Below are 21,343 nucleotides of genomic sequence, written 5' to 3' on the forward strand. Positions count from 1 at the left end.
GATGATCCGTAAATGAAAAATAAAAAAGATCAGACAGCATTCCATCTAATGATGGCGCCAGGAATGATTTTCCTAATTATCTTTTCGTTTATTCCAATGTTCGGTATTATAATGGCTTTTCAAAATTATGTTCCGGCTAAGGGAATGAGTGGTTCATCCTGGGTAGGTCTTGATAATTTCAAATTTATGCTCCAAATTCCTGACAGCAAACAGATTTTCAGTAATACGATCGTTATCGCGTTATGGAAAATTATCGTGGGTACTTTTACATCCATCGTGTTTGCCCTGTTATTAAATGAAATTCGGGTAAAGTTTGCTAAGCGATTCATACAGACGGTTGTTTATCTGCCGAACTTCTTGTCATGGGCGATCTTAGCTACTGTAGTCATGAATATCTTCTCTTATGAAGGTCCTGTTAATGCCATGTTAAGTTGGTTTGGGATTGACCCGGTCTTGTTTATGGCCAGCAATACTTGGTTTAGACCGATGCTAGTATTAACAGATGTCTGGAAGGGTTTTGGGTACGGTTCAATCATCTACCTAGCTTCCCTGACATCCATTGATCCCGGACTTTATGAGGCGGGCTCCATTGATGGAGCCAACCGGTTTAAGAAACTGTGGCACATCACGTTGCCAGGCTTAATGCCAACTATTTTGCTGGTTACAACCTTGAACTTGCCGAATGTATTGAATGCTGGTTTTGATCAGATCTTCAATCTGTATAATCCTTTGGTGTATGAATCTTCGGATATTATTGATACCTACGTTTATCGGGTGGGTCTGGTAGAAAGACAATACAGCTTAGGTACAGCAGTTGGCCTATTACGGTCGGTCGTTGGTATCGTACTGATTCTTTCTGCGAATAAATTGGCCCAAAAACTTACGGATTATCGTATTTTCTAAAGAAAGGGGGGTTCTCCCATTTACGCATCTAACATCAAGGGTCGTATTGCAGATGTTATTATCTGGGTATTTGTTCTAGCGTTCGCCTTGTCCTGTCTCATACCGTTAGTCAATTTAGTAGCCATCTCTTTCAGTGATAATGCGGCGGCTTCCGCAAATCTAGTAAGTATATTCCCGGTTAATCCGACGTTTAGCTCCTATGAAAAATTATTGTCTGACAGCCAGTTTTGGCGTTCATTCATGATCTCTGTAGAACGGGTAGTGTTAGGTCTGCTTGTGAATATGGTATTGATGATTCTTACAGCCTATCCATTGTCTAAAAGTTCACGAGTATTCACGGGTCAGAAGGTTTATATGAATCTCGTTATCTTCGCGATGTTATTCTCAGGTGGATTGATTCCAACCTTTATGGTAGTCAAAGAGCTTAATCTTTTAGACTCCATCTGGTCATTGATCTTGCCGGGTGCAGTACCGATAGGGAATGTTATCTTGCTGATGAATGCATTCCGGGCTGTACCGAAATCTCTAGAGGAAGCTGCAAATATAGATGGAGCTTCACAGTGGAGAATATTAGGAACAATCTATCTTCCGATAGTATTGCCTACACTTGCCACCGTTACGCTCTTTACTATTGTGGGCCATTGGAATGATTACTTTGGTGCCCTGGTATATATTAATAAAACGGCGAATTATCCATTGCAAACCTATATCCAACAGCTTAGCGTTGAGGTTCAGAACATTACAGATCCTGAAAAACTATTGGAATTAGCAAAAGTTTCGAATAAGACTTTGAACGCTGCTAAAATCGTAGTTTCTACGCTACCATTGTTGTTGATTTATCCGTTTATGCAAAAGTATTTCGTATCAGGGATTGTCGTTGGTTCGGTTAAAGAATAAATATTAGTAGACAGCCGCTATGAAGCTTCATAGCGGCCTACTATTTTCAAGTAGGAGGCTTACAATGAATAGTAATCAAGTTCATACATCAATTCTGGATGACATGAAGACATTTGTCTCTCAAGAAGCCAATCGGAGTATTTCATTTACGAATAAAGAGGCAGCATTTTATTTTACGCAATCCCATCATACGGATCATGTGGAACATGCATTTTTTGAGGGACTTAATATTGCTAAGAATAGAATTTTCGGTGGATACACCTTATTCGTAGGTGAACAGAAGCTAGACAATCGACAATCTGAAGTTTGGGCCTATCCTTATAGAATGGTGCGTAAGCACGCCGATCTTACAGAAGAGCTGTGGTTGTTGGATTATCATAATCTATTGGAAATTAGTCTCGCTAATGCTAAGGAAGACATAGGCATCGTTTTAAGGGGAGAGAATGTTAGCTATATAAACCAACAGGATCATATCGCGTTCTTTAGCGCTATCGAGGGAGATTGGGTGATTGCAGTTAGTGCTATCAACCTTTCACCTTTGCATATGGATAATGAAGTTCTAATTGCCGGTGCAAACGCTGGGGGTTATTATATCGCTGCAGGTAAGACATCCGAAGAAGCAGCAAGCTTAATCCTTAAAGCTAGACAAGATATTAGCACTTTGAAAGATGAACGTGTTAAGCGGATGGAAGATTTCTTACACCATAATGCCCATCTAACCAGCAGTGATGATACATTTACTTTAGCCATGAATTGGTTGAACATCACAATGGATCAGTTGGTTACTAGACAGCAGGGTGATGGTATCTATGCAGGACTGCCATGGTTTAACGAATATTGGGGACGGGATCAATTCATAGCTCTTCCAGGCGCTGTGCTCGTTACAGGGCAATTCGAAACGGCTAGAAATATCTTGCTATCATTCGCAGAGTTTCAGAATACGGACGAAGATTCTAAATACTTTGGTAGAATTCCAAATATCTTGTCTCCTGGAAAAGTGGATTACCATACAACGGATGGTACGCCGCGATTCATTATCCAGTTGCAGGATTACGTTAAGTATTCAGGAGATACAGCGATCATTAAAGAGCTGTATCACAATGTACAATATAGTATTGAAGGTTCCATAAAATATTGGGTAGATGATAAAGGGTACTTAAAGCACGCAGATAATGAAACTTGGATGGATGCCCGGGATGGCAATTTGGAGTCATATTCTCCTCGGGATACCCGTGCCAATGATATTCAAGCACTCTGGTATAACCAATTGCTTGCTGGTGTTTACTTTGCTGAATATATGAATGACAAGGTGAATGCTGATAAATGGAAGGGCATTGCTGAAACCTTGAAGCGCCATTTTGAGGTTGATTTCATTGATCAAGCGCATCCTTATTTAGCAGACAGACTGGATGCAGAAGACAAGCCGGAATTCTCCCTGCGCCCAAACCAGTTATTTGCTTTTGAAATGTTTGATGATAACGATTTTAAGGCTAGAGCGATTCGTACCGCGTGGGAAGAGTTGGTCTATCCATGGGGTGTTGCTTCGCTAGATAGACATCACCCATTGTTTCGTCCGTTTCATTTAACATCTCATTATCCGAAAGACGAGGCTTACCATAACGGTGCGGTTTGGATTTGGCTTAATGGTATTGCGATGCAGCGTATGATTGAAGCAGGGCAGGAAGAAACGGCCTATCAGCTATTCAAGAATATGAACTGGCAGGCCTTGAATTTAGGTGTTGTTGGTGGACTTTGTGAGAATATGGATGCTTATCCTGAGGAAGATGAGAAATGGGCGAAGTTGACGGGTGCATACCTGCAAGCTTGGTCCAATGCTGAGCACCTGCGTGTGTGGTACCAATATTTCTTAGGTATCCGTCCAGACCTGATTAACAATACACTGACAATTGCTCCAAGAATTCCGCAAGAGCTTGAATCCTTGGCTTATAATGTGAACATAGGAAAGGGACAGATCGAAGCCACGTATAACCGTGGACTTGAAATCACTTACGCCTATACATTTAAGAATGTGGGACTGGAAGTTATCATCGATATGTCTCCTTTCGAAACGGTATCGCTTGAAGTTAAGCCCAATATGGAGCTGGTTGTAAGACAAGATGATCATACACTGGCAGTTACCTTATATGATGAGAATCGTCAAATGCTCAAGGAGATTCAGTCAGGGCTATCCGAATCACGTGTTATGCACAATAAGCGGAATAACGAGTTATTAAAAGACGTTGAGTTTGCCAAGCCATTGAGCTTGGACAATCATCCTTGTATAAAGCTGTAGCTATAACTAGTTAAGACAATCTAAAAAAAACCTCTAACCCATCCTCAGGATGATGTTAGAGGTTTTTTTGCAGTTTATGATTTAAGCCAGGCATGTTGGTTCAGAATTTAGCCATAAGATGCTCAAGTCCTGTCGCCACTCCATCTTCGGCATTACTGACTGTAACAAATTCAGCCATTTCCTTTAGAATCGGTGCTGCGTTAGCCATGGCAATCCGGTAGCCTGCCACCTCGAACATCGGTTGATCATTATAGCTGTCACCCATTACGGCTACATCTGTTAGCGGGATGCCATAGTGGGCGGCGAGCATAGCTACACCGGAGCCTTTGTTGGCGTCCTCATGGTTAATTTCGATATTATTGACATGGGAGGCTGTAATAATAAGGCCAGGGATCGCGGCGAAGCGGGTGGAGGCTTCTTTGAGCAGTTCCCGGTCTAGAGAAAAGGCTAATGTTTTATAAATGACGTTTTCTTCTTTACTCCAGATCTCTTCCATACTTTCGACGTAAGTTACAGCCGCTTGTTGAAACTGCTGATCGATCATTGCTTTTAGCAGCCAGCTAACTTCCTCAGGTACTTCTTCTTCACTTAGTGCAGATAGTTTCTCTAATCTTACCCGTTTATTGAGCTCCACATATACGTTGTCCTCTGTGTATACCTCGTAATACAAATCCGGAATTTCGTTCATCCAGCGCAATGCAGGAATGATGTCTTCCTTCTTCAGCGGTTTACTTGCTGCAAGCGTGTGGTCAGACAATGTAACCACTGCGCCATTCAGACTGACTACAGGGCATTCCAGATCTGCCAGCCGCAGTTGTCGTTCCGCATCCATAAAAGAGCGTCCCGTAGCAATAATTACGATATGACCTAAATTTTGAGCCTTTATAATCGCCTCGCGGTTCTTTGGGCTAATTTGTCCTTCTTCGTTCAGCAATGTTCCATCCATATCTAAAGCAATCAGCATATTGTAAGATCTCCTTATCCAGTCATTGTTGTCCCCTTCGCGGGCTAGTGAGAACGTTAATTGTATCTTATCATTAATATTCTGAAAACCAAAAACACCTTTTCATTCCTAGTCTAATCGTATATTTTTAGAATATAGTTCAGTCGTGGTACAATAGTTGTTAAACTAATCGACTAGCCGAGTCTATCGTCAGTTCATGTTCGTGGGACGTGATCCGTCGGTATTTTTCCTGCGTAAGGACATCGGCAGCTGTGTATGTAAGGGGGACTAATCGTGAGATCCAAAAACTTGGCCACCATGTCACTAGCTTTTATGGCATGTGGGTTTCTGATTACACTATTTCTACCTGAAAATCTCGCTGTAATTCTACTAAGAGGTGGCTTTGAGGCTGGGCTGGTTGGGGGGATTGCCGACTGGTTCGCGGTAACCGCGTTATTCCGCCATCCGCTCGGGCTGCGTATTCCACATACCTCACTGCTGCTCAAGAATCGGGATAAGATTATTCAGTCGTTAATTACCGCTATGGAGACTGAGCTGCTGAACAAAGAGAGCATTGAGAACAAGCTGCGCAAGTTTGGCATTATGTCTATGAGTTCCAAGCTGCTGACGAAGTTCTTTAGCAAGAAGAAGGCGAGAGCCCAGATCCTAGAGCAACTTAGCGAATTCGTGTCACGTCTTCCGGTAGAGAAAGCTGTACCTTTTCTTCAAAAGGCAGCCTCTGACTATATTCGTGAAGCGGAGCTTGGAGTTGCGGCTGATAAGATTGTCACTAAATTAATGAACGATGGAAAAGATGTAGCGGCTCTGGATTATGCGCTGGAAGGGGTATCTAACTGGAGCGGTCGTCCTGAAACGAAAGCTATGCTGGGTAAGATCGCCAGCGAGAAACTGGCTGAAGTAAAGCTCGGTGGACTGAAAGGGATGGCTTTTCAGGCTTTCGTTGGATTCATGGATGCGGATATGCTTGGTGAAATGCTGCAAGGCATGCTGCAGTCCGGTATTCGCGATTTTCGTGAAGAGGATAGCCCTTATCGTGAAGAGATCATCCGGGAAATCCGGGTGGCGTTGTTCCAGATTGTTAATGATGAGGCTAGAATGACTTCTGTGAAAGAATGGGCACTACAAGAGCTTGAGGGAGAAGCGGTAACTGCTTTTCTGCATACTCAATTAAAGAACGTACGTAGTAAGGCACTCTCCTTATTAGAAGAGGACCGGGCAGCTGGCGGACGAAAACTATTTGCACTATACACCCTTCTTATGCGCCGTATTAGTAAGGAACAAGAGTGGATCGGTAGCTGGGAGGAGCGGATTCGCGCTTCATTGATTGCATTTGTAGAGGCTAACCACTTCCGAATCGGTCTTTTGGTGAAGGAGAATCTGGATAGCATGGACGATGCTAGTCTAGTGAATATGCTGGAGGATAAAGTAGGTAAAGATCTTCAGTGGATTCGTGTGAACGGTGCCTTATGCGGTTTTGTTGTAGGGCTTGTACTTACAGTTGTTCAATTTATTTAAATCAAAGTAGTCCGTCTCCAGTGAATGGAGGCGGACTACTTTTTTATGTTTATAGGATCTATTGCTGTACTAAGGCAGCTTGATAAAGCCGTTCCAAATCAGTTGCTGTACGTTGCCAATTGAAGGCTTCAAGCGCATCCGCTCGTCCTTGTTTCCCAATGGTTGCTGCTACCTCCGGATTCCGGCCTAGTCGCAGCAAATCTCTAGCAAAGGGCAAGGCCTCGCGATATCGTTCCACCAGGTATCCGTTATGGCCGGAGTCGATAATCTCACGGATACCGCCATTGCTAGAAGCGATGACCGGTAGTCCCGAGGCCATGGCCTCTACATTAACAAGCCCAAAGGATTCATGATTCTGAGAAGGACATACGAAGCAGTCGGCTGCTTGATAAAGGGTATGGATATCCTCATGAGCTACATTTCCAAGGAAGGAAACGGATACGCCTAGTCGCTGTGCAAGTAGCTTCAGCTGTCGCAAATATGACGGTTTCCCTTTGCCTGCAATTACAAGATGAGCAGGAAGGTGCTTATTTAAATGGTACATAGCACGTATCAATACGGGCACCCCTTTGCGGGGAATGACTCGACCGACGAATAAGACGGTAAAGACCCTCGGGAGTCTGTAAAGTTTCCGAAGATGGTATTTTTCCTGTAGCCCTACAGGAATGAATCGATCAAGATCTGCTCCGAGCAGGACAATACGGATTTCATTGTTTAATTGAGGGAAGCGACGGGTTAGTCTTCGCTGTAGAGAGTGGCTGTTCGCAATAATCAGATCTGCTCTAGCCAAGGCTCTAGCAGTCTTAACTGTGTCCGGTGTGAATGTAAGAGAATGCAGAAATAGAAATACCGGAAGATGAGGGAGCCGTTTCTTTACAGCAGACATAAGATGGGGGCGATTATCGATCTGAACTATATCAAATGACTCATTCTGAATGTAGTCTAACACCGAAGTACGATAATGAACGGGAGTACTTGCGGGTAACCGAATGATTCTGACCTGCTCCAATATGGAAGCATCGGGCAGTCCCGGCGCTCTGCGGCTCACAATGGTAACCCTATGTTTCTCAGCCAGCCTTCTGGCAATGGCCCAAATGCAGATTTCTACTGACCCGTCTCCTGGAACCGGGAGACGTTCCGGCGCAATAATACAAATATGCATGGTTCATGCCTCCTCTGATCCGCTAATGGTTATCCTCTTCCCACCATATGCAGCTTGAGTATCTAGAGATACATCTGAGAGCGGAGAGGGCGTTCAACCCATTCCATTCATATAGTCGGAGCATAAAATACTAAGGTTAAGCAAGGCTGTGATCATTATTTAGTGACAGGGGAGAGGGCAATTGGGAACGAAGTTAAAGTCTGCGTTGACCAGCAAATGGATTAAAACCAAGGTGCTTATGCAAAGTTCCGAGATTTCACCGCTCATTCCAGAAACAGTGAAGTTTAGTAAAGCAAACTTAAGAACGATGCTCTTGAAATATGGGATGATTTACGTTAAGCCGGAACATGGCACCTATGGTAATGGTGTAATGAAGGTTGAACAGAGTAAGGATTCTCATGGAACAGAATACAAATACCAAAGTGGAACAAAGATAAAAACCTTTGGAGCCTATGACACCTTTTATTCATCCCTTAAGAAAGCGACACGCGGACGCAGTTACTTGATTCAGAGAGGGATTGTTTTGCTAAAGCATGGAAAGCATCGTTTTGATATCCGTGTGATGGTCCAGCTCAGTCCGCGTGGCAAATGGGAAACTACCGGATTGATTGGCCGAGTAGCTGAGAAAGGCAAGATTGTTACCAATTATCATAACGGTGGTACGCTAATGTCTATGGAGAAGCTGCTGTCGCCTTATTTGAACGATGCTCAGCAAGCTCAGATGCTTAAGATATTGCGAAAGCTAGGTGAGGATACCGGACGTTTCTACCATAAGAAATATCCTGGCTTTAAACAGATTGGTGTAGATGTAGGATTAGATAACCACATGACGCCTTGGATTATTGAAGTGAATACGAGTCCAGATCCATATATTTTCAAACATCTCTCTAATAAAAGCATGTACCGCAAAGTGATGGCTTACCGCAGAGCAAATGAGAAGAAGAAGTCCGCTAACTGATTTGCTTCTTCGTATTCGCAATAACAAGGGAAACCTTTTGTTCGAGCTCAATTATTTTTTGCTTATGGGTTGCGATCTGACGGTAACCGGAGACCAGGGCACCTAAGGACTGGGTGGTTAGGGTAAGGTTTTGTTTGCGAATCGCTGCTTTAAAGTCAGTCCAATCTGCTGAGACACGTTTGTTTAACGAGGTGATCACGCTCTTGTTAGATTTGATCGTGATTTGAGGACTTTCAATGCCAGACAAGGTTTTACGCGCTTCGGCTATCTTTTGGGAACGGTTCTTTTTCGCGGCGTTCAGCTGATTCTGCTTGTCACTGATCTCTTGGCGTGCCAACTGAACCAAGATCTTCATAGCATCACTTTGGGCACGCAGTACGGTATTCAAGGTCTTGTCCTTAAGTGACTTGGCGATACTAATTCGCTTGTTAAGTGCACTATACTGGTCAAATAAGGGCTGATAGCGCTGCTTGCTACTCTTAACGGAGGCCTCCAATCGGGTCACTGCTTCAAGATCAATCCCTTTAATTTGTTGACGAACCACAACTAGCGATTGCTCATTATTGTAGTGAAGGATTCGGATTTGCTCCTCGCGCTGATCATACTGCAGCTTTAAGGTGGATAAATCATTGTAAAGAGAAGTCAGCTTAACCCTGGCAGGACCATCTGCCGTTGCGGCCGTCAGATCAAAAGCCGCTTTAACAGAGGGGGTTATTTCTGTTGTAGATGCAGCAATAGCTCCTGATGATGTGCTTAGCAGTAGCAGGATCGTAAGCAGTAGAAAGGGCACTGACTTAAATATTTTCATTTATTCTCCTCCTATTGTCGTTACCTAATGGCAACAAAAAAAGCACCCGTAGTAAAGGCAAAAGCCTTTATTACGGGTGCTTCCAGCGTAATAGGTCACGAACGATATTATTATGTTTAATAATAGTTTGCCTCAGTCCATCCAGTCAATATTTAAAATTAAACTATTCCCTATTCAAAATAATACGCAGGGCATTTCTATACTCACTTCTCTTATCGTATACTGAACTTAGGATGGAATAAAGGATGCAACGTTCGCAACAAAGGAGGTCTGGCGTAGATGGATAACGCGGTAGAATATAGCACAATGTTGGAACATGCATTTATGAGGTCCCCAGAGGGAATAGCCGTACTGTCTTTAAACGATGGTAAGGGCAACTGGCTGAAGGTCAATCCGGCTTTTTGCAATTTACTTGGCTTTACGGAAGCTGAGTTTCTTGCTGGGGCTATTTTTGCAGAAATGGAAAATAGACAGACGTCTTCGAAAGAGCTTTCCTATAGATTGGTGATGGACGAGCTTCAGAATTCTCCAGCAGGGAGCTGGAAGAAGGAAGAATGCTTTTACAAAGGGGATCAACCGGTATGGCTTTCCCTGACATTCTCAGGATTTGTAACAGCAGGACAAGCCCCTTCATGTATTATTGTGTACGCCGAAGATATTACGGACCGAAAGATTGCAGATCAACAAATGGCAGATCAACGAGATCTAGAGGAACAGATTTATCAAAGTGAACGTAATTATAGATTGATGTCCGAGAATTCGCTGGATTTAATCTCGCGTCATGCAGTTGAAGAGCGCAAACAGTTCGAATTCAAGCTTCAGGAGAATGAACAGCGCTATAAATCCTTATTTGAATATAATCCCTCTGCTGTGTACTCAATGAATTTACAAGGGGATTATTTAACAGCCAATGCGAATCTGGAGAAGCTGACCGGGTATTCGCTGGAAGAACTGATCGGAATGTACTTTGGTCCCGTTGTGCATGAGAAGGACATGGAGAAGACGCTGTATCATTTTAACTTAGCTGCTAAGGGCTATCCCCAAAGCTATGATCTGACGCTTATTCATAAAGAAGGCCATCTTGTAGAGATTAATACCACTAATATTCCGATCATTGTAGACGATCAAGTGGTTGGTGTATATGGTATTTCCCGTGACATTACGGAACGTATAAGATATACAGAACAAATTGAGAAGCTAAGCAATGAGTACACCCTTATATTAAATGCAGTATCTGAGGGTATTTTTGGACTGGATATGGAGGAGAAGGTGACCTTCATCAACCCTGCTGGTTTGCATATGCTCGGCTATGAACATGATGAGATCATGGGTCATTCCTATCTAGATCATATTCAGCAGACAGCGCTTGATGGGATACATTACCGGCCAGAGGAGTCGCCACTTATCAAAGCCATTAGGTCAGGGGGATCTTACCAGAGCAAGGATGCAGTCTTATGGCGTAAAGATGGTACAAGCTTTCTTGCGGAGTACCAAGTAACCCCTCTTTTTGATAAAGGTGAACCTAAGGGGGTTGTAGTCGTCTTCAGGGATATTACAGATGAGAAGGAGATCATTCGGGCGAAGGAATCTGCGGAAAAAGCAGACCAGGCTAAATCAGAGTTTCTAGCCATTATGAGCCATGAAATACGCACGCCTATGAACGGCATTGTGGGGATGACTGATCTGCTTGCAGAGACGGAACTAGATGAAGAACAACGTGAGTACACAAATATTATTAAGGAGAGCAGTAGCTCTCTTCTATATATTCTGAATGAAATTCTCGATTACAGTAAAATTGAGGCCGGAAAAATGATGATCGTACATGAGCCCGTACATCTTCGAGAGGTACTGGACAGTGTAACGGATCTGTTTATGGCTAAGGCTTTGGAAAAAAATCTTGAGCTGTCTTACAGCATGGCACCAGGAGTTCCTACGTTCATTATGGGAGATGCAGGACGATTACGTCAGGTATTGGTTAATCTGGTCAGCAATGCGATTAAATTTACTGACCGAGGTAAAGTCTGTATTTATGTGGAGCAAAAATTGTCCGTGGTTTCAAAGAAATCTACTTTGAAGTTTAATGTCAGAGACACGGGGATAGGTATTCCTTTAGAAAAGCAGCATCAGCTGTTTCAATCATTCTACCAGCTGCACTCCTCGTTTAATCGTAAGTATGCCGGGACGGGGTTAGGACTAGCCATTTGCAAGAAGCTTGTCGAGCTGATGGGCGGAGCCATTGCGGTGGAGAGTAGCGAAGGAAACGGCTCTAATTTCTATTTCACACTACAGATTAATCCTGAAAACAAATATGAGGGCGAAGAGGAAGATATTGCTCAGGCAGAGCAGAAGCCTGCACAGGAAATGGAATCACGATCTAATTCAGAGGGATCTATGGATGTTGGTGAAAATGTGATTTTACTTCCGGAAGGCCCTGCCCTTTCAGCTTCTAAGCCGAACTCTTCAAAGGGAGAACCATCCTGATGAGACATAGAAACTCCAGTCTTAGTAACAAACTATCGGTAGATCCATACACACAGTGGGAGGCTGGGGTTTCATCCCCGTCTTCTGCATGTGGACCAGCTACGCTGGCAGCTTTAACCGAGTATTGGAATACCCAGCTAGGAATGGACTTTATTCGTGGCAAAGGTCATTTTCACTCTAAAGCAGCTCATATTAATTACATATACAGTCATCACGGAGGTACCCCTTTGGGGATGAGTACACGTAGTTTTGTAAAGGGGATCACAGCTTATATCCACTCTTCAATATCGCCAAAAGGGGGACATAAGCTTTCTGTCTCTACTTTTAACGATTTCGATGTGTATAAAGTGGAGATTGATGCAGGTCGGCCAGTAGCTGTTAAATTTGATAAATGGTTTAATTTTCGGTGGAGAGGGAATTTTGCTTACGATTACCATTGGGTATTAGGAATAGGATATGAAGTACCTGATAACGGGGATCGTCCAATCCTCATCGTTCAGGATAATGGTGTGAGGTATAAGGATGGAAGGATTGCTCTTTGTAAAGAACGCCGCATCCCATATTATGCAAATAAAGACATCATTACGATGGTGGGAATGAATATCTTAGAAACGCCTAGTTAATCGTGATTTAGCTATGCAATTACCCTGGAAAAATGATCTGGTTATTTTGAGTCCAAACGTTTGCACAAATTCGAGGATCATACTATAATCCAGTTAATAACTGGAAAAGGGGATAGGTGCTTTGTCCGTACAAAAGGAAATGAAGGAACCGATTTATTATGGTGATCCTGCGACTACTAAAGGGATTTCCGTATTCGCTCAGGAGTTTGATCAGTTGTTTAGTTATGACGGGGATGATCTCGGACTTACATATTCATCGGCCTGTTCATCATTTTGCTTGTGGGCCCCTACGGCTCAGGAGGCAGAGCTAGTAATTTATGATTCATGGCAGGGAGCTGCGGGGTCCAAATATGCTATGATTCGCGATATTCGGGGAACGTGGAGAGCTACGGTTGACGGTGATTTAGATGGCAAGTTCTATACCTACCGAGTGCGTCTAGGTGAACAGTGGAATGAAGCAGCTGATCCTTACGCGCGTGCTGTCGGCGTGAATGGGGACAGAGGTGCTATTCTAGATTTGCGCAAGACGGACCCTGAGCGGTGGACGGAAGATAAGCCGTCGTTTGAGGATCCTGTAGACGCTATTATTTATGAGCTTCATTTGCGTGACTTATCCATTCATCCAGCAAGCGGTATGGCTCATAAGGGTCAATATCTCGCTTTGGCGGAAGAAGGAACCCGCGGACCAGAGGGCATTCTCACCGGACTCGATCATATCGCAGATCTCGGTGTAACCCACGTGCAGCTATTGCCTATTTATGATTATTCTACAGAGAGTGTAGATGAGACGAAGCTGGATGAGCCTCATTTTAACTGGGGTTATGATCCGAAGAACTACAATGCTCCTGAAGGCTCCTATGCTACGGATCCTTATGTGCCCGGACTACGTATTCAAGAACTAAAAACAATGATTCAAGCGCTTCATGATCGTGGACTCCGCGTCATTATGGATGTTGTTTACAACCATGTGTACGACGGATATCGCGTGAATTTCACTAAACTGGTTCCTGGCTATTATTTGCGTTATAAACAAGACGGAAGCCTGTCGAATGGGTCGGGTTGTGGGAATGACGTGGCTACAGAACGCTTGATGATGTCCCGCTTCATTGTGGAGTCCGTGGTCTATTGGGCTAAAGAGTACCATATCGACGGCTTCCGCTTTGATTTGATGGGCTTGATGGATGTCGATACGATGCGGGAAACCCGGCGGCGTCTGGATGGAATAGATCCGTCTATCATGACGATCGGTGAAGGCTGGATGATGGGGACTGAGCTACCGATGGAACGGCTCGCTCATCAGAAGAATGCCTCCCTTATGCCGGGAATCGGACATTTTAATGATGATTTCAGGGATGCTATTAAAGGAAATATCTTTTTGTACGATCAGCCGGGCTTCATCAGTGGAATGATGGGTCTGGAGCCTGCGATCAAGGCGGGGATTGCGGGAGGAATTGACTTCAGCCCAGGAATTAAGCAATTTGCCGAGGAGCCTCAGCAAAACGTTAATTATGTGGAGTGTCATGATAATCATACCTTATGGGATAAAATCGTATTGTCCGCCGAGGGTGAGACGGTTACTCAGCGCCGTTCCATGCACAGACTAGCTTCTGCGATAGTGTTCATGAGTCAGGGGATTCCTTTTATCCATGCAGGGCAGGAGTTTATGCGTACGAAGGACGGGGTGGAGAACAGCTATAAGTCTTCGGTTGAGATCAATCGTATGGACTGGGAATTGTGCGCCGCGCATCAGGAAGATGTGGCGTATATGAAACAGTTAATCGAATTGCGTAAAGCTCACCCGGCCTTCCGTATGCGAACAGCAACGGACATTCGGAACCATTTGGTTTTTGAAAAAGCACCGGCAAGTGCAGTAGCTTACACGCTACGTGGCCATGCTGGAGGAGATGAAGCGAAGCATATTTATGTTCTTTTTAATGCGAATGCTGAACAGACCACTGTGGTTCTGCCGCAGCTTGGAGCATGGAAGACCATCTTCGGGGCTGATCTTACGCAGGAGCTGACTGGAAATAAGCTAACTGTAAATGGGATTGGGACAGTAGTCCTGACGGCGAAATAATTAGTCTTTTACAAGATCATTATTAAAAAGCATGCGGAATAACGTACCCTAATTAAGGTACAGTACTCTGTGTGCTTTTTTTGTTTTTCCATTTTCTTAATTTGATTGTTTCATTTTACATAAAAAGGTGACATTACTCATTTTCGATGATGATATTGGATGTTAATATGAAGGCATTTACTTTGGCGCTTTAGAGTGGCATAGGCTTGGCAGCAGACAAACATAGCGCGTACTTTTCTTTTTTAACGGTTTAGGAAGTATATATCTGTGGGGATATTTAGAGAGGATGAGAGAGATGGGGAAAGCAACCGGATTTTTGGAATTTGAACGGCAGACGCCTTCGGAGTGTGAGGCGCTTGAGCGGATTAAGAATTGGGATGAATTCTCGATTCCTATGGATGAAGAGAATCTGCGCGAGCAAGGCGCGCGTTGTATGGACTGTGGTACGCCATTTTGTCATGTAGGACGTCTGTTGTCTGGTATGGCTTCCGGCTGCCCTCTGCACAACTTGATTCCTGAATGGAATGATATGGTTTATCGTGGGAACTGGGAGGTTGCACTGAAACGTCTGCATAAGACCAATAACTTCCCTGAATTTACTGGACGTGTGTGTCCAGCACCTTGTGAAGGTTCTTGTACAGTAGGGATGAACGGCAAGCCCGTAACGATAAAGTCGATTGAAAAGTCGATTGTAGATAGAGGTTTTGAAGAAGGTTGGATTGTTCCTGAGCCACCGCTTACTCGCACAGGTAAAAAGGTAGCTGTAGTGGGCTCGGGTCCAGCAGGTCTTGCCTGTGCAGCTCAGCTTAACAAAGCGGGGCATACGGTGACCGTGTATGAACGGGCAGATCGGATTGGTGGTTTGTTGACGTATGGTATTCCGAACATGAAGCTGGATAAGAAGACAGTTCAGCGCCGAGTAGACCTGCTGACGGCTGAAGGCATTACATTCGTAACTCGTACAGAGATTGGGAGAGATATCTCGGCGTCACAACTCAAGGCGGAGCACGATGCTGTTGTCTTGTGTGGTGGGTCTACGCAGGCACGGGAGCTTCCTATAGAGGGTCGTGAGCTGCGGGGCATTCATCAGGCGATGGAATTTCTGACACTGAATACTAAGAGCTTACTGGACTCAGAGCTTGCTGATGGTGAATACTTGTCTGCGGCAGAGAAGGATGTAGTTGTAATCGGTGGCGGGGATACTGGCACAGACTGTGTAGCTACGTCGATCCGCCACAGCTGTCGTAGTGTGATCCAGCTTGAGATTATGCCACAAGCTCCACTGACCCGTCAGCCTAGCAATCCGTGGCCAGAATGGCCAAAGGTTCTTAAGGTGGACTATGGCCAAAAAGAAGCGGCTTCACTGTATAAGGAAGATCCACGTCGTTATCTCGTTTCGACGAAACGTTTTGTTGGTGACGATGGTGGACATGTGCAGGAGCTGCATACCGTGCGCATTGAGTGGACTCGCAATGAACAGGGACGGATAGTTCCGGTTGAAGTACCAGGCAGTGAAGAAGTTCTAAAGGCACAGCTGGTACTACTCGCATTAGGATTCACAGGGCCCGAAGAGATTGTGCTAGGTGAGCTTGGGGTGGCACGTGATGAGCGCGGAAATGCCAAGGCGGAGTTCGGAGCACAAGCGACCAATGTAGAGGCGGTATTCACAGCAGGTGATATGCGCCGCGGCCAAAGCCTTGTCGTTTGGGCCATTGATGAGGGGCGTCAGACAGCCCGCGAAGTGGACCGATTCTTGATGGGATCATCGAATTTGCCGTGAGAATAGAGGCATATAGGGCAGGGCGTTCCTTTTGGAGGAACGTCCGCTTTTGCGTTGTTTGCCTATTCAAGGTTAAAATTGAAACCTAAGCACAAGATCTATTTAAGTCGAAAAGGAGAATACATGATGAAGCTAATGTTTATTTCCGATATTCACGGTTCTTTATTCTGGTTAGAACGGGCTTTGGAAAAGGTGGAGGAAGAACAGCCAGACAGTCTTGTAATCGTAGGAGACTTTTTATATCACGGTCCCAGAAATCCACTGCCGAAGGGTTATGACCCGCAGGGAGTTGCTAATAAACTGAATGAATATAACAAAAAGAAGCCTATAACGGCAGTACGTGGTAACTGCGATGCTGAGGTAGACCAGATGCTGCTGCAGTTTCCGATGATGGGCGATTATGTGATGCTCCTGCATGAAGGCAGACGAATCTATGTTACACACGGTCATGGCTTTAGTATTGAGAATTTACCGGCACTATCTGAGAATGATATCTTTATTCAGGGGCATACCCATCTTCCGGTTGCGGATGTAAAAGAGGGCGTATACGTGCTGAATCCCGGCTCGATATCGCTGCCTAAAGAGAATAATCCGAATTCCTATGGTATCCTTGAGGGTGGAGAATTCATCGTTAAGGATTTTGAGGGCGATGTGGTAAAAAGGATTACACTATAAGCTCAGTCAGATTACATGTGACCCGAATTCCTTCCAACATTATTAGTGTTCTAGGGAATTGAGCACTAGAACATATTATTGTATGATGAGGTAGGAGTTTTAGGGCAGGGCTGGCTCCAAATATAATAGTAAAGGTAGTTAACACATGAATCCTAAAGATTTGAACTATACAATGCCACCGGAATGGGGCAAGCATGAACGTACTTTTATCTCCTGGCCGGTGCAGGAATCTATGTGTTTCCCGGACAACCACGAGTCGGTATGCCAAGGTTATGCTGACATTATTACAGCTATTGCCGAGTTTGAACCGATTACGGTTATCGTTAACCCGGAGGACGTGGAAAAGGTAGAACGTCTGGTCAGCGGACCGAATGTAACGCTACTACCTATAAAGCATAGCGATGCTTGGTTGCGTGATAACGGGCCTACCTTTGTTGTTAATAAAAACGGCGTTCTAGCAGGCGTGAACTGGAAGTTTAATGCCTGGGGCGGTAAATATTCACCTTGGGATTTGGATGATGAGGTAGCTCCACAGATTCTCGAACACACACAAGTGACACGCTTTGATGCGCCGCTTGTGATGGAAGGCGGCTCGATCCATACGGATGGAGAAGGCACCTTGATTACTACAGAAGAATGTCTGCTCAATACGAACCGCAACCCGGATTTGAAGCGCGAGAATATTGAAGAGTACGTGCGCAATTATACAGGTACAGAAACTATTATCTGGCTTAAGCGTGGTCTAAGTGGTGATGAAACCGATGGTCATGTGGATAATATCGCTTGCTTCGCTGCTCCAGGTAAAGTCATTATTCAGGTCTGTGAGGATCCGCAGGACGAGAATTTTGAGATTACACAGGAGAATCTTCGTATTCTGGAGAATGCCAAAGATGCCAAAGGGCGTAAGCTGGAGATCATCAAAATTCAGCAACCACCACGGGTGGATCATGACGGCAGCCGTCTGACGCTCAGTTATTTGAACTTCTATTTCGTAAATGGTGGAATTATATTGCCTGTGTTTGGCGGTACCGCGGTGGAAACAGATAAACTTGCCGAGGAAGTACTGGCTGGTATGTTCCCGGAACGTAAGATTCGTACAGTTAACGGTATGGCGGTCATCACCGAGGGCGGGAACGTTCACTGCACTACGCAGCAAATGCCTGCTCAGCAATAATTGAAGGAAACTAAACGTCCAAAGGGACATTTATATATAAGGAGGACAGATTCTTGAGAAATGTAAAAGTAGCTGCGACGCAAATGAGCTGTTCCAGCAATATTGATGAGAATATCAGCAAAGCTGAAACATTGGTCAGAGAAGCGGCGGCACAGGGAGCACAAATTATTTTGCTGCAGGAGCTGTTCGAGACTCCGTATTTCTGTCAGAAAGAGAAGGCTGATTATTACGCATATGCAACAGAGCTTGAGCATAACAAAGCGATTAATCATTTCACAGCAATAGCCAAGGAACTGCAAGTGGTGCTGCCAATCAGTTTTTATGAGAAAAAGAACTACGCACGTTACAATTCACTAGCTGTAATCGATGCCGATGGAACGATACTGGGCAAATACCGCAAGAGCCATATTCCAGATGGCCCAGGGTATGAAGAGAAATTCTACTTCAATCCGGGAGATACTGGCTTTAAAGTATGGAACACTCGCTATGCCAAGATTGGTGTAGGGATTTGCTGGGATCAGTGGTACCCGGAAGCGGCTAGAGTGATGAGCCTGATGGGAGCAGAAATTCTGTTCTATCCAACCGCTATCGGATCAGAACCGCAGGATGGATCGATCGACTCTAAAGATCATTGGCAGACTTGTATGCTTGGGCATGCAGCGGCTAACCTTATTCCAGTCGTTGCCTCCAACCGTATCGGTGAAGAAATTGATGAAGATTCTAGTATTAATTTCTACGGCTCTTCGTTCATTGCGGGACCGCAAGGCAATAAAATTGTTGAAGCAGGCCGGGACGAGCAAGCTGTAATAGTGAGCGAATTTGATCTGGATGCTTTGGAAGTCGGACGGATCGAGTGGGGCGTCTTCCGTGATCGCCGGCCGGATCTGTACAAAATGATTGGTTCTTATGATGGGGACATCATTCTTTAAAAGAATTCACAGTTAAATGTGCTAAAGGCATTGCTAGAGAGGTTAGAATCTCTGGCAGTGCCTTTTTTGGTGTTTCAACGAGAAATACGGGGGTTCTTTGAACAGAGGAGCAATTGTTCGGAATTCCTGTGCAAGATCGGACACAATCTTTTCTATCAAAAGTGCTGTAAAAGTCTGGAAAAGTAGAATATTGATATTTTATCAGGTATATTAGAAGAGTAAACCGTGATTCAGGGATCTACTATGAAAATTCTGTCGGATACGTGGAGAGGAGGCTCTGGGATATCTTTTGTTATCATAATCTTGCAGTGATAGAAGGAGAAAACGATGAGCACATTTAAAAACTGGTTGAACACAACCAAAAACGGACTAACAGAACAAGTAAAGAAATTCAAAAATAAAGATTTCATGAATGCGGTAGTTGCGGGCTGCGCCTTGGTTGCTGCTGCCGACGGTAAAATAGAAGAAGCTGAAAAGAATAAAATGGCTGGTTACATGAATATGAGTAATGAGCTTAAGGTGTTTGACATGAGAGATGTCATTACCCAGTTCAACTTTTATGTAAGTAACTTTGAGTTCTCACCAGAAATCGGTAAGCAGGAAGCACTGAAAGCAATCGGTAAGTTTACCGGTAAACCAGATGTGGGACGTGTAATTGTGGGTGTGTGCTCAGCTATTGGATCAGCTGATGGTGATTTTGATGACAATGAAAAAGCAGTTGTGCGGCATATTTGCGGTGTCTTGGGATTAAACCCTGGTGAATTCAGTTTATAAATGATGTAATACCATATACATGAGTTCGGATGAAACGTATTTAGTTCTTTAGCGTATCACTCATATAACATCCAAAAGCTAGACTAATAGATGGTGATTCTTTTTAGAGAATGGAGGTACGTAAAGTTGGCTGGAATTAATCTGGTAAAAGGTCAGAAGATTGATCTCACAAAAGGTAATGCAGGCTTATCTAACGTAATTGTAGGTTTAGGTTGGGATCCGGCTGAGCCAGCTCGAGGATTCTTCGGTGTGAAGAAACAGGCCAACGTGGACTGTGACGCTTCAGCACTGATGCTGAACGAGAATGGTAAGCTAGTTAAGAAGGGTAACCTGGTGTGCTTCCATAACAAGCAAAGTCCTTGTAACTCTGTCATTCACTCCGGAGATAATCTCACGGGTGATGGTGATGGAGACGATGAGCAAATCATGGTGAACCTGAATGCCATTCCTTCCGATGTACACAAGGTTCTGGTAGTTGTGAATATTTATGATGCCACGAACCGTAAACAGGATTTCGGATTGATTAAATCAGCTTATATCCGTGTGATGAACGCTGTAGGCAACAATGAGCTAATCCGTTTCAACCTATCTGATAATTACAATGGCTATACAGCGCTTATTTGTGGGGAACTTTACCGTCAAGGTGGAGAGTGGAAGTTCGCCGCAATTGGTGAGGGTAGTCACGCGGCACATATCAATCAACTGGCAGAACGCTACGTATAATCCAAATAAAAGAAAAGAGGAATGTTATCATGGCAATTAATCTATCTAAAGGTCAAAAGATCGATTTAACAAAAACAAATCCAGGTCTATCCAAAATCACAGTAGGTCTTGGTTGGGACACTAATAAATATGACGGCGGTAAAGATTTCGACTTGGACGTTTCCGTTTTCTTGACTAATGCGAACAGCAAAGTTGAAAAAGAAACCAACTTCATTTACTTCAATAATAAACAGAACGAGAACGCTTCTGTTGTTCATACAGGTGATAACCGTACAGGTGACGGCGATGGTGATGATGAGCAGATTCAAGTGGATCTTTTGAGTATCCCAGCGGATGTAGAAAAGGTAGCTTTTACTATTACAATTTATGAAGCTGAAACAAGAAGCCAAAACTTTGGTCAAGTTTCTCGTTCTTATGTGCGTATCGTAAATGATTTGAACAATGAAGAACTAATCCGTTTCGATTTGGGTGAAGACTTCTCTATTGAAACTGGCGTTGTTGTCGGTGAATTGTACCGTCATGGTGCAGAGTGGAAGTTCAATGCAATCGGTAGCGGCTACAAAGACGGCTTGAGCGGTTTGACTCGCGATTACGGCTTGCAATAAAT

At 44.2% G+C, this 21,343-nt stretch carries 18 protein-coding genes; 15 read left to right on the top strand and 3 right to left on the bottom strand.

Annotation, left to right across the window (positions count from 1 at the left end):
- Nucleotides 1-12: 12 nt before the first annotated feature.
- From MKY19_RS01595 to MKY19_RS01605, 3 genes are all read left to right on the top strand, one after another.
- Entirely contained in the window at nucleotides 13-903 is an 891-nt protein-coding gene (locus tag MKY19_RS01595; protein ID WP_042184236.1) for an ABC transporter permease subunit, read from the top strand.
- An 18-nt stretch (nucleotides 904-921) separates the two neighbouring features.
- Nucleotides 922-1,800, top strand: coding sequence for a carbohydrate ABC transporter permease (locus MKY19_RS01600; RefSeq protein ID WP_042184238.1), 879 nt, complete (start codon nucleotides 922-924; stop codon nucleotides 1,798-1,800).
- A gap of 64 nt (nucleotides 1,801-1,864) precedes the next feature.
- Nucleotides 1,865-4,093, top strand: coding sequence for an amylo-alpha-1,6-glucosidase (locus MKY19_RS01605; RefSeq protein ID WP_339244402.1), 2,229 nt, complete (start codon nucleotides 1,865-1,867; stop codon nucleotides 4,091-4,093).
- Between the two features lie 100 nt (nucleotides 4,094-4,193).
- Here the strand turns inward: MKY19_RS01605 and MKY19_RS01610 are convergent, their stop codons facing one another.
- Nucleotides 4,194-5,057, bottom strand: a complete 864-nt coding sequence (locus tag MKY19_RS01610; protein WP_042184240.1) for a Cof-type HAD-IIB family hydrolase — start codon at nucleotides 5,055-5,057, stop codon at nucleotides 4,194-4,196.
- A gap of 273 nt (nucleotides 5,058-5,330) precedes the next feature.
- Here MKY19_RS01610 and MKY19_RS01615 point away from each other — a divergent pair, with 273 nt between their 5' ends.
- Nucleotides 5,331-6,572, top strand: coding sequence for a DUF445 domain-containing protein (locus MKY19_RS01615; RefSeq protein ID WP_339799854.1), 1,242 nt, complete (start codon nucleotides 5,331-5,333; stop codon nucleotides 6,570-6,572).
- Nucleotides 6,573-6,630: 58 nt separating this feature from the next.
- Here the strand turns inward: MKY19_RS01615 and MKY19_RS01620 are convergent, their stop codons facing one another.
- Nucleotides 6,631-7,734 carry a glycosyltransferase family 4 protein gene (locus tag MKY19_RS01620; RefSeq protein WP_339799856.1) on the bottom strand — a complete coding sequence of 368 codons (1,104 nt, stop codon included), beginning with the start codon at nucleotides 7,732-7,734 and terminating at the stop codon, nucleotides 6,631-6,633.
- 181 nt (nucleotides 7,735-7,915) lie between these two features.
- Between MKY19_RS01620 and MKY19_RS01625 the strand changes: the two genes are divergently transcribed.
- Complete coding sequence (locus MKY19_RS01625) at nucleotides 7,916-8,692, top strand: YheC/YheD family protein (protein WP_256716337.1); 777 nt, start codon at nucleotides 7,916-7,918, stop codon at nucleotides 8,690-8,692.
- On the opposite strand, the gene MKY19_RS01630 is transcribed toward MKY19_RS01625, so the two are convergent.
- On the bottom strand, nucleotides 8,685-9,500 hold the full coding sequence (locus MKY19_RS01630; RefSeq protein ID WP_339268311.1) for a hypothetical protein: 816 nt from the start codon (nucleotides 9,498-9,500) through the stop codon (nucleotides 8,685-8,687). The genes MKY19_RS01625 and MKY19_RS01630 overlap by 8 nt on opposite strands.
- A 279-nt stretch (nucleotides 9,501-9,779) precedes the next feature.
- Between MKY19_RS01630 and MKY19_RS01635 the strand changes: the two genes are divergently transcribed.
- From MKY19_RS01635 to MKY19_RS01680, 10 genes are all read left to right on the top strand, one after another.
- Nucleotides 9,780-11,981: a PAS domain S-box protein gene (locus tag MKY19_RS01635; RefSeq protein ID WP_339799858.1), complete on the top strand. Its 2,202-nt coding sequence runs from the start codon at nucleotides 9,780-9,782 to the stop codon at nucleotides 11,979-11,981.
- Nucleotides 11,981-12,604, top strand: a complete 624-nt coding sequence (locus tag MKY19_RS01640; RefSeq protein WP_149646271.1) for a C39 family peptidase — start codon at nucleotides 11,981-11,983, stop codon at nucleotides 12,602-12,604. Before MKY19_RS01635 ends, MKY19_RS01640 begins: the two co-directional genes overlap by 1 nt.
- A gap of 121 nt (nucleotides 12,605-12,725) precedes the next feature.
- Entirely contained in the window at nucleotides 12,726-14,681 is a 1,956-nt protein-coding gene (gene pulA / locus MKY19_RS01645; protein WP_339799860.1) for a type I pullulanase, read from the top strand.
- Nucleotides 14,682-14,976: 295 nt separating this feature from the next.
- Nucleotides 14,977-16,461, top strand: a complete 1,485-nt coding sequence (locus tag MKY19_RS01650; protein ID WP_339799862.1) for a glutamate synthase subunit beta — start codon at nucleotides 14,977-14,979, stop codon at nucleotides 16,459-16,461.
- Between the two features lie 126 nt (nucleotides 16,462-16,587).
- A complete protein-coding gene (yfcE, locus tag MKY19_RS01655) occupies nucleotides 16,588-17,136 on the top strand; it encodes a phosphodiesterase (protein WP_339271460.1) in 549 nt (182 codons plus the stop codon).
- A 145-nt stretch (nucleotides 17,137-17,281) separates the two neighbouring features.
- Nucleotides 17,282-18,310 (top strand): agmatine deiminase family protein, encoded by a 1,029-nt coding sequence (locus MKY19_RS01660; RefSeq protein ID WP_339799864.1) that lies wholly within the window; start codon nucleotides 17,282-17,284, stop codon nucleotides 18,308-18,310.
- Between the two features lie 53 nt (nucleotides 18,311-18,363).
- Entirely contained in the window at nucleotides 18,364-19,239 is an 876-nt protein-coding gene (gene aguB / locus MKY19_RS01665) for an N-carbamoylputrescine amidase (protein WP_076285125.1), read from the top strand.
- Nucleotides 19,240-19,566: 327 nt separating this feature from the next.
- A complete protein-coding gene (locus MKY19_RS01670; protein ID WP_042184258.1) occupies nucleotides 19,567-20,013 on the top strand; it encodes a tellurite resistance TerB family protein in 447 nt (148 codons plus the stop codon).
- A 126-nt stretch (nucleotides 20,014-20,139) separates the two neighbouring features.
- Nucleotides 20,140-20,736: a TerD family protein gene (locus tag MKY19_RS01675; protein ID WP_076285126.1), complete on the top strand. Its 597-nt coding sequence runs from the start codon at nucleotides 20,140-20,142 to the stop codon at nucleotides 20,734-20,736.
- A gap of 29 nt (nucleotides 20,737-20,765) precedes the next feature.
- Nucleotides 20,766-21,341 carry a TerD family protein gene (locus tag MKY19_RS01680; protein ID WP_042184261.1) on the top strand — a complete coding sequence of 192 codons (576 nt, stop codon included), beginning with the start codon at nucleotides 20,766-20,768 and terminating at the stop codon, nucleotides 21,339-21,341.
- The last annotated feature ends 2 nt before the right edge of the window (nucleotides 21,342-21,343 follow it).

The sequence above is a fragment of the Paenibacillus sp. FSL R5-0744 genome (genome assembly GCF_037972555.1).
GTDB lineage: Bacteria > Bacillota > Bacilli > Paenibacillales > Paenibacillaceae > Paenibacillus_AQ.

Coding starts and splice junctions, on each gene's coding strand:
- MKY19_RS01595 (WP_042184236.1), top strand. CDS start 13: ATGAAAAATAAAAAAGATCAGACAGCATTCCATCTAATGATGGCGCCA.
- MKY19_RS01605 (WP_339244402.1), top strand. CDS start 1,865: ATGAATAGTAATCAAGTTCATACATCAATTCTGGATGACATGAAGACA.
- MKY19_RS01610 (WP_042184240.1), bottom strand. CDS start 5,057: ATGCTGATTGCTTTAGATATGGATGGAACATTGCTGAACGAAGAAGGA.
- MKY19_RS01620 (WP_339799856.1), bottom strand. CDS start 7,734: ATGCATATTTGTATTATTGCGCCGGAACGTCTCCCGGTTCCAGGAGAC.
- MKY19_RS01630 (WP_339268311.1), bottom strand. CDS start 9,500: ATGAAAATATTTAAGTCAGTGCCCTTTCTACTGCTTACGATCCTGCTA.
- MKY19_RS01635 (WP_339799858.1), top strand. CDS start 9,780: ATGGATAACGCGGTAGAATATAGCACAATGTTGGAACATGCATTTATG.
- MKY19_RS01640 (WP_149646271.1), top strand. CDS start 11,981: ATGAGACATAGAAACTCCAGTCTTAGTAACAAACTATCGGTAGATCCA.
- MKY19_RS01650 (WP_339799862.1), top strand. CDS start 14,977: ATGGGGAAAGCAACCGGATTTTTGGAATTTGAACGGCAGACGCCTTCG.
- yfcE (WP_339271460.1), top strand. CDS start 16,588: ATGAAGCTAATGTTTATTTCCGATATTCACGGTTCTTTATTCTGGTTA.
- MKY19_RS01660 (WP_339799864.1), top strand. CDS start 17,282: ATGAATCCTAAAGATTTGAACTATACAATGCCACCGGAATGGGGCAAG.
- MKY19_RS01670 (WP_042184258.1), top strand. CDS start 19,567: ATGAGCACATTTAAAAACTGGTTGAACACAACCAAAAACGGACTAACA.
- MKY19_RS01680 (WP_042184261.1), top strand. CDS start 20,766: ATGGCAATTAATCTATCTAAAGGTCAAAAGATCGATTTAACAAAAACA.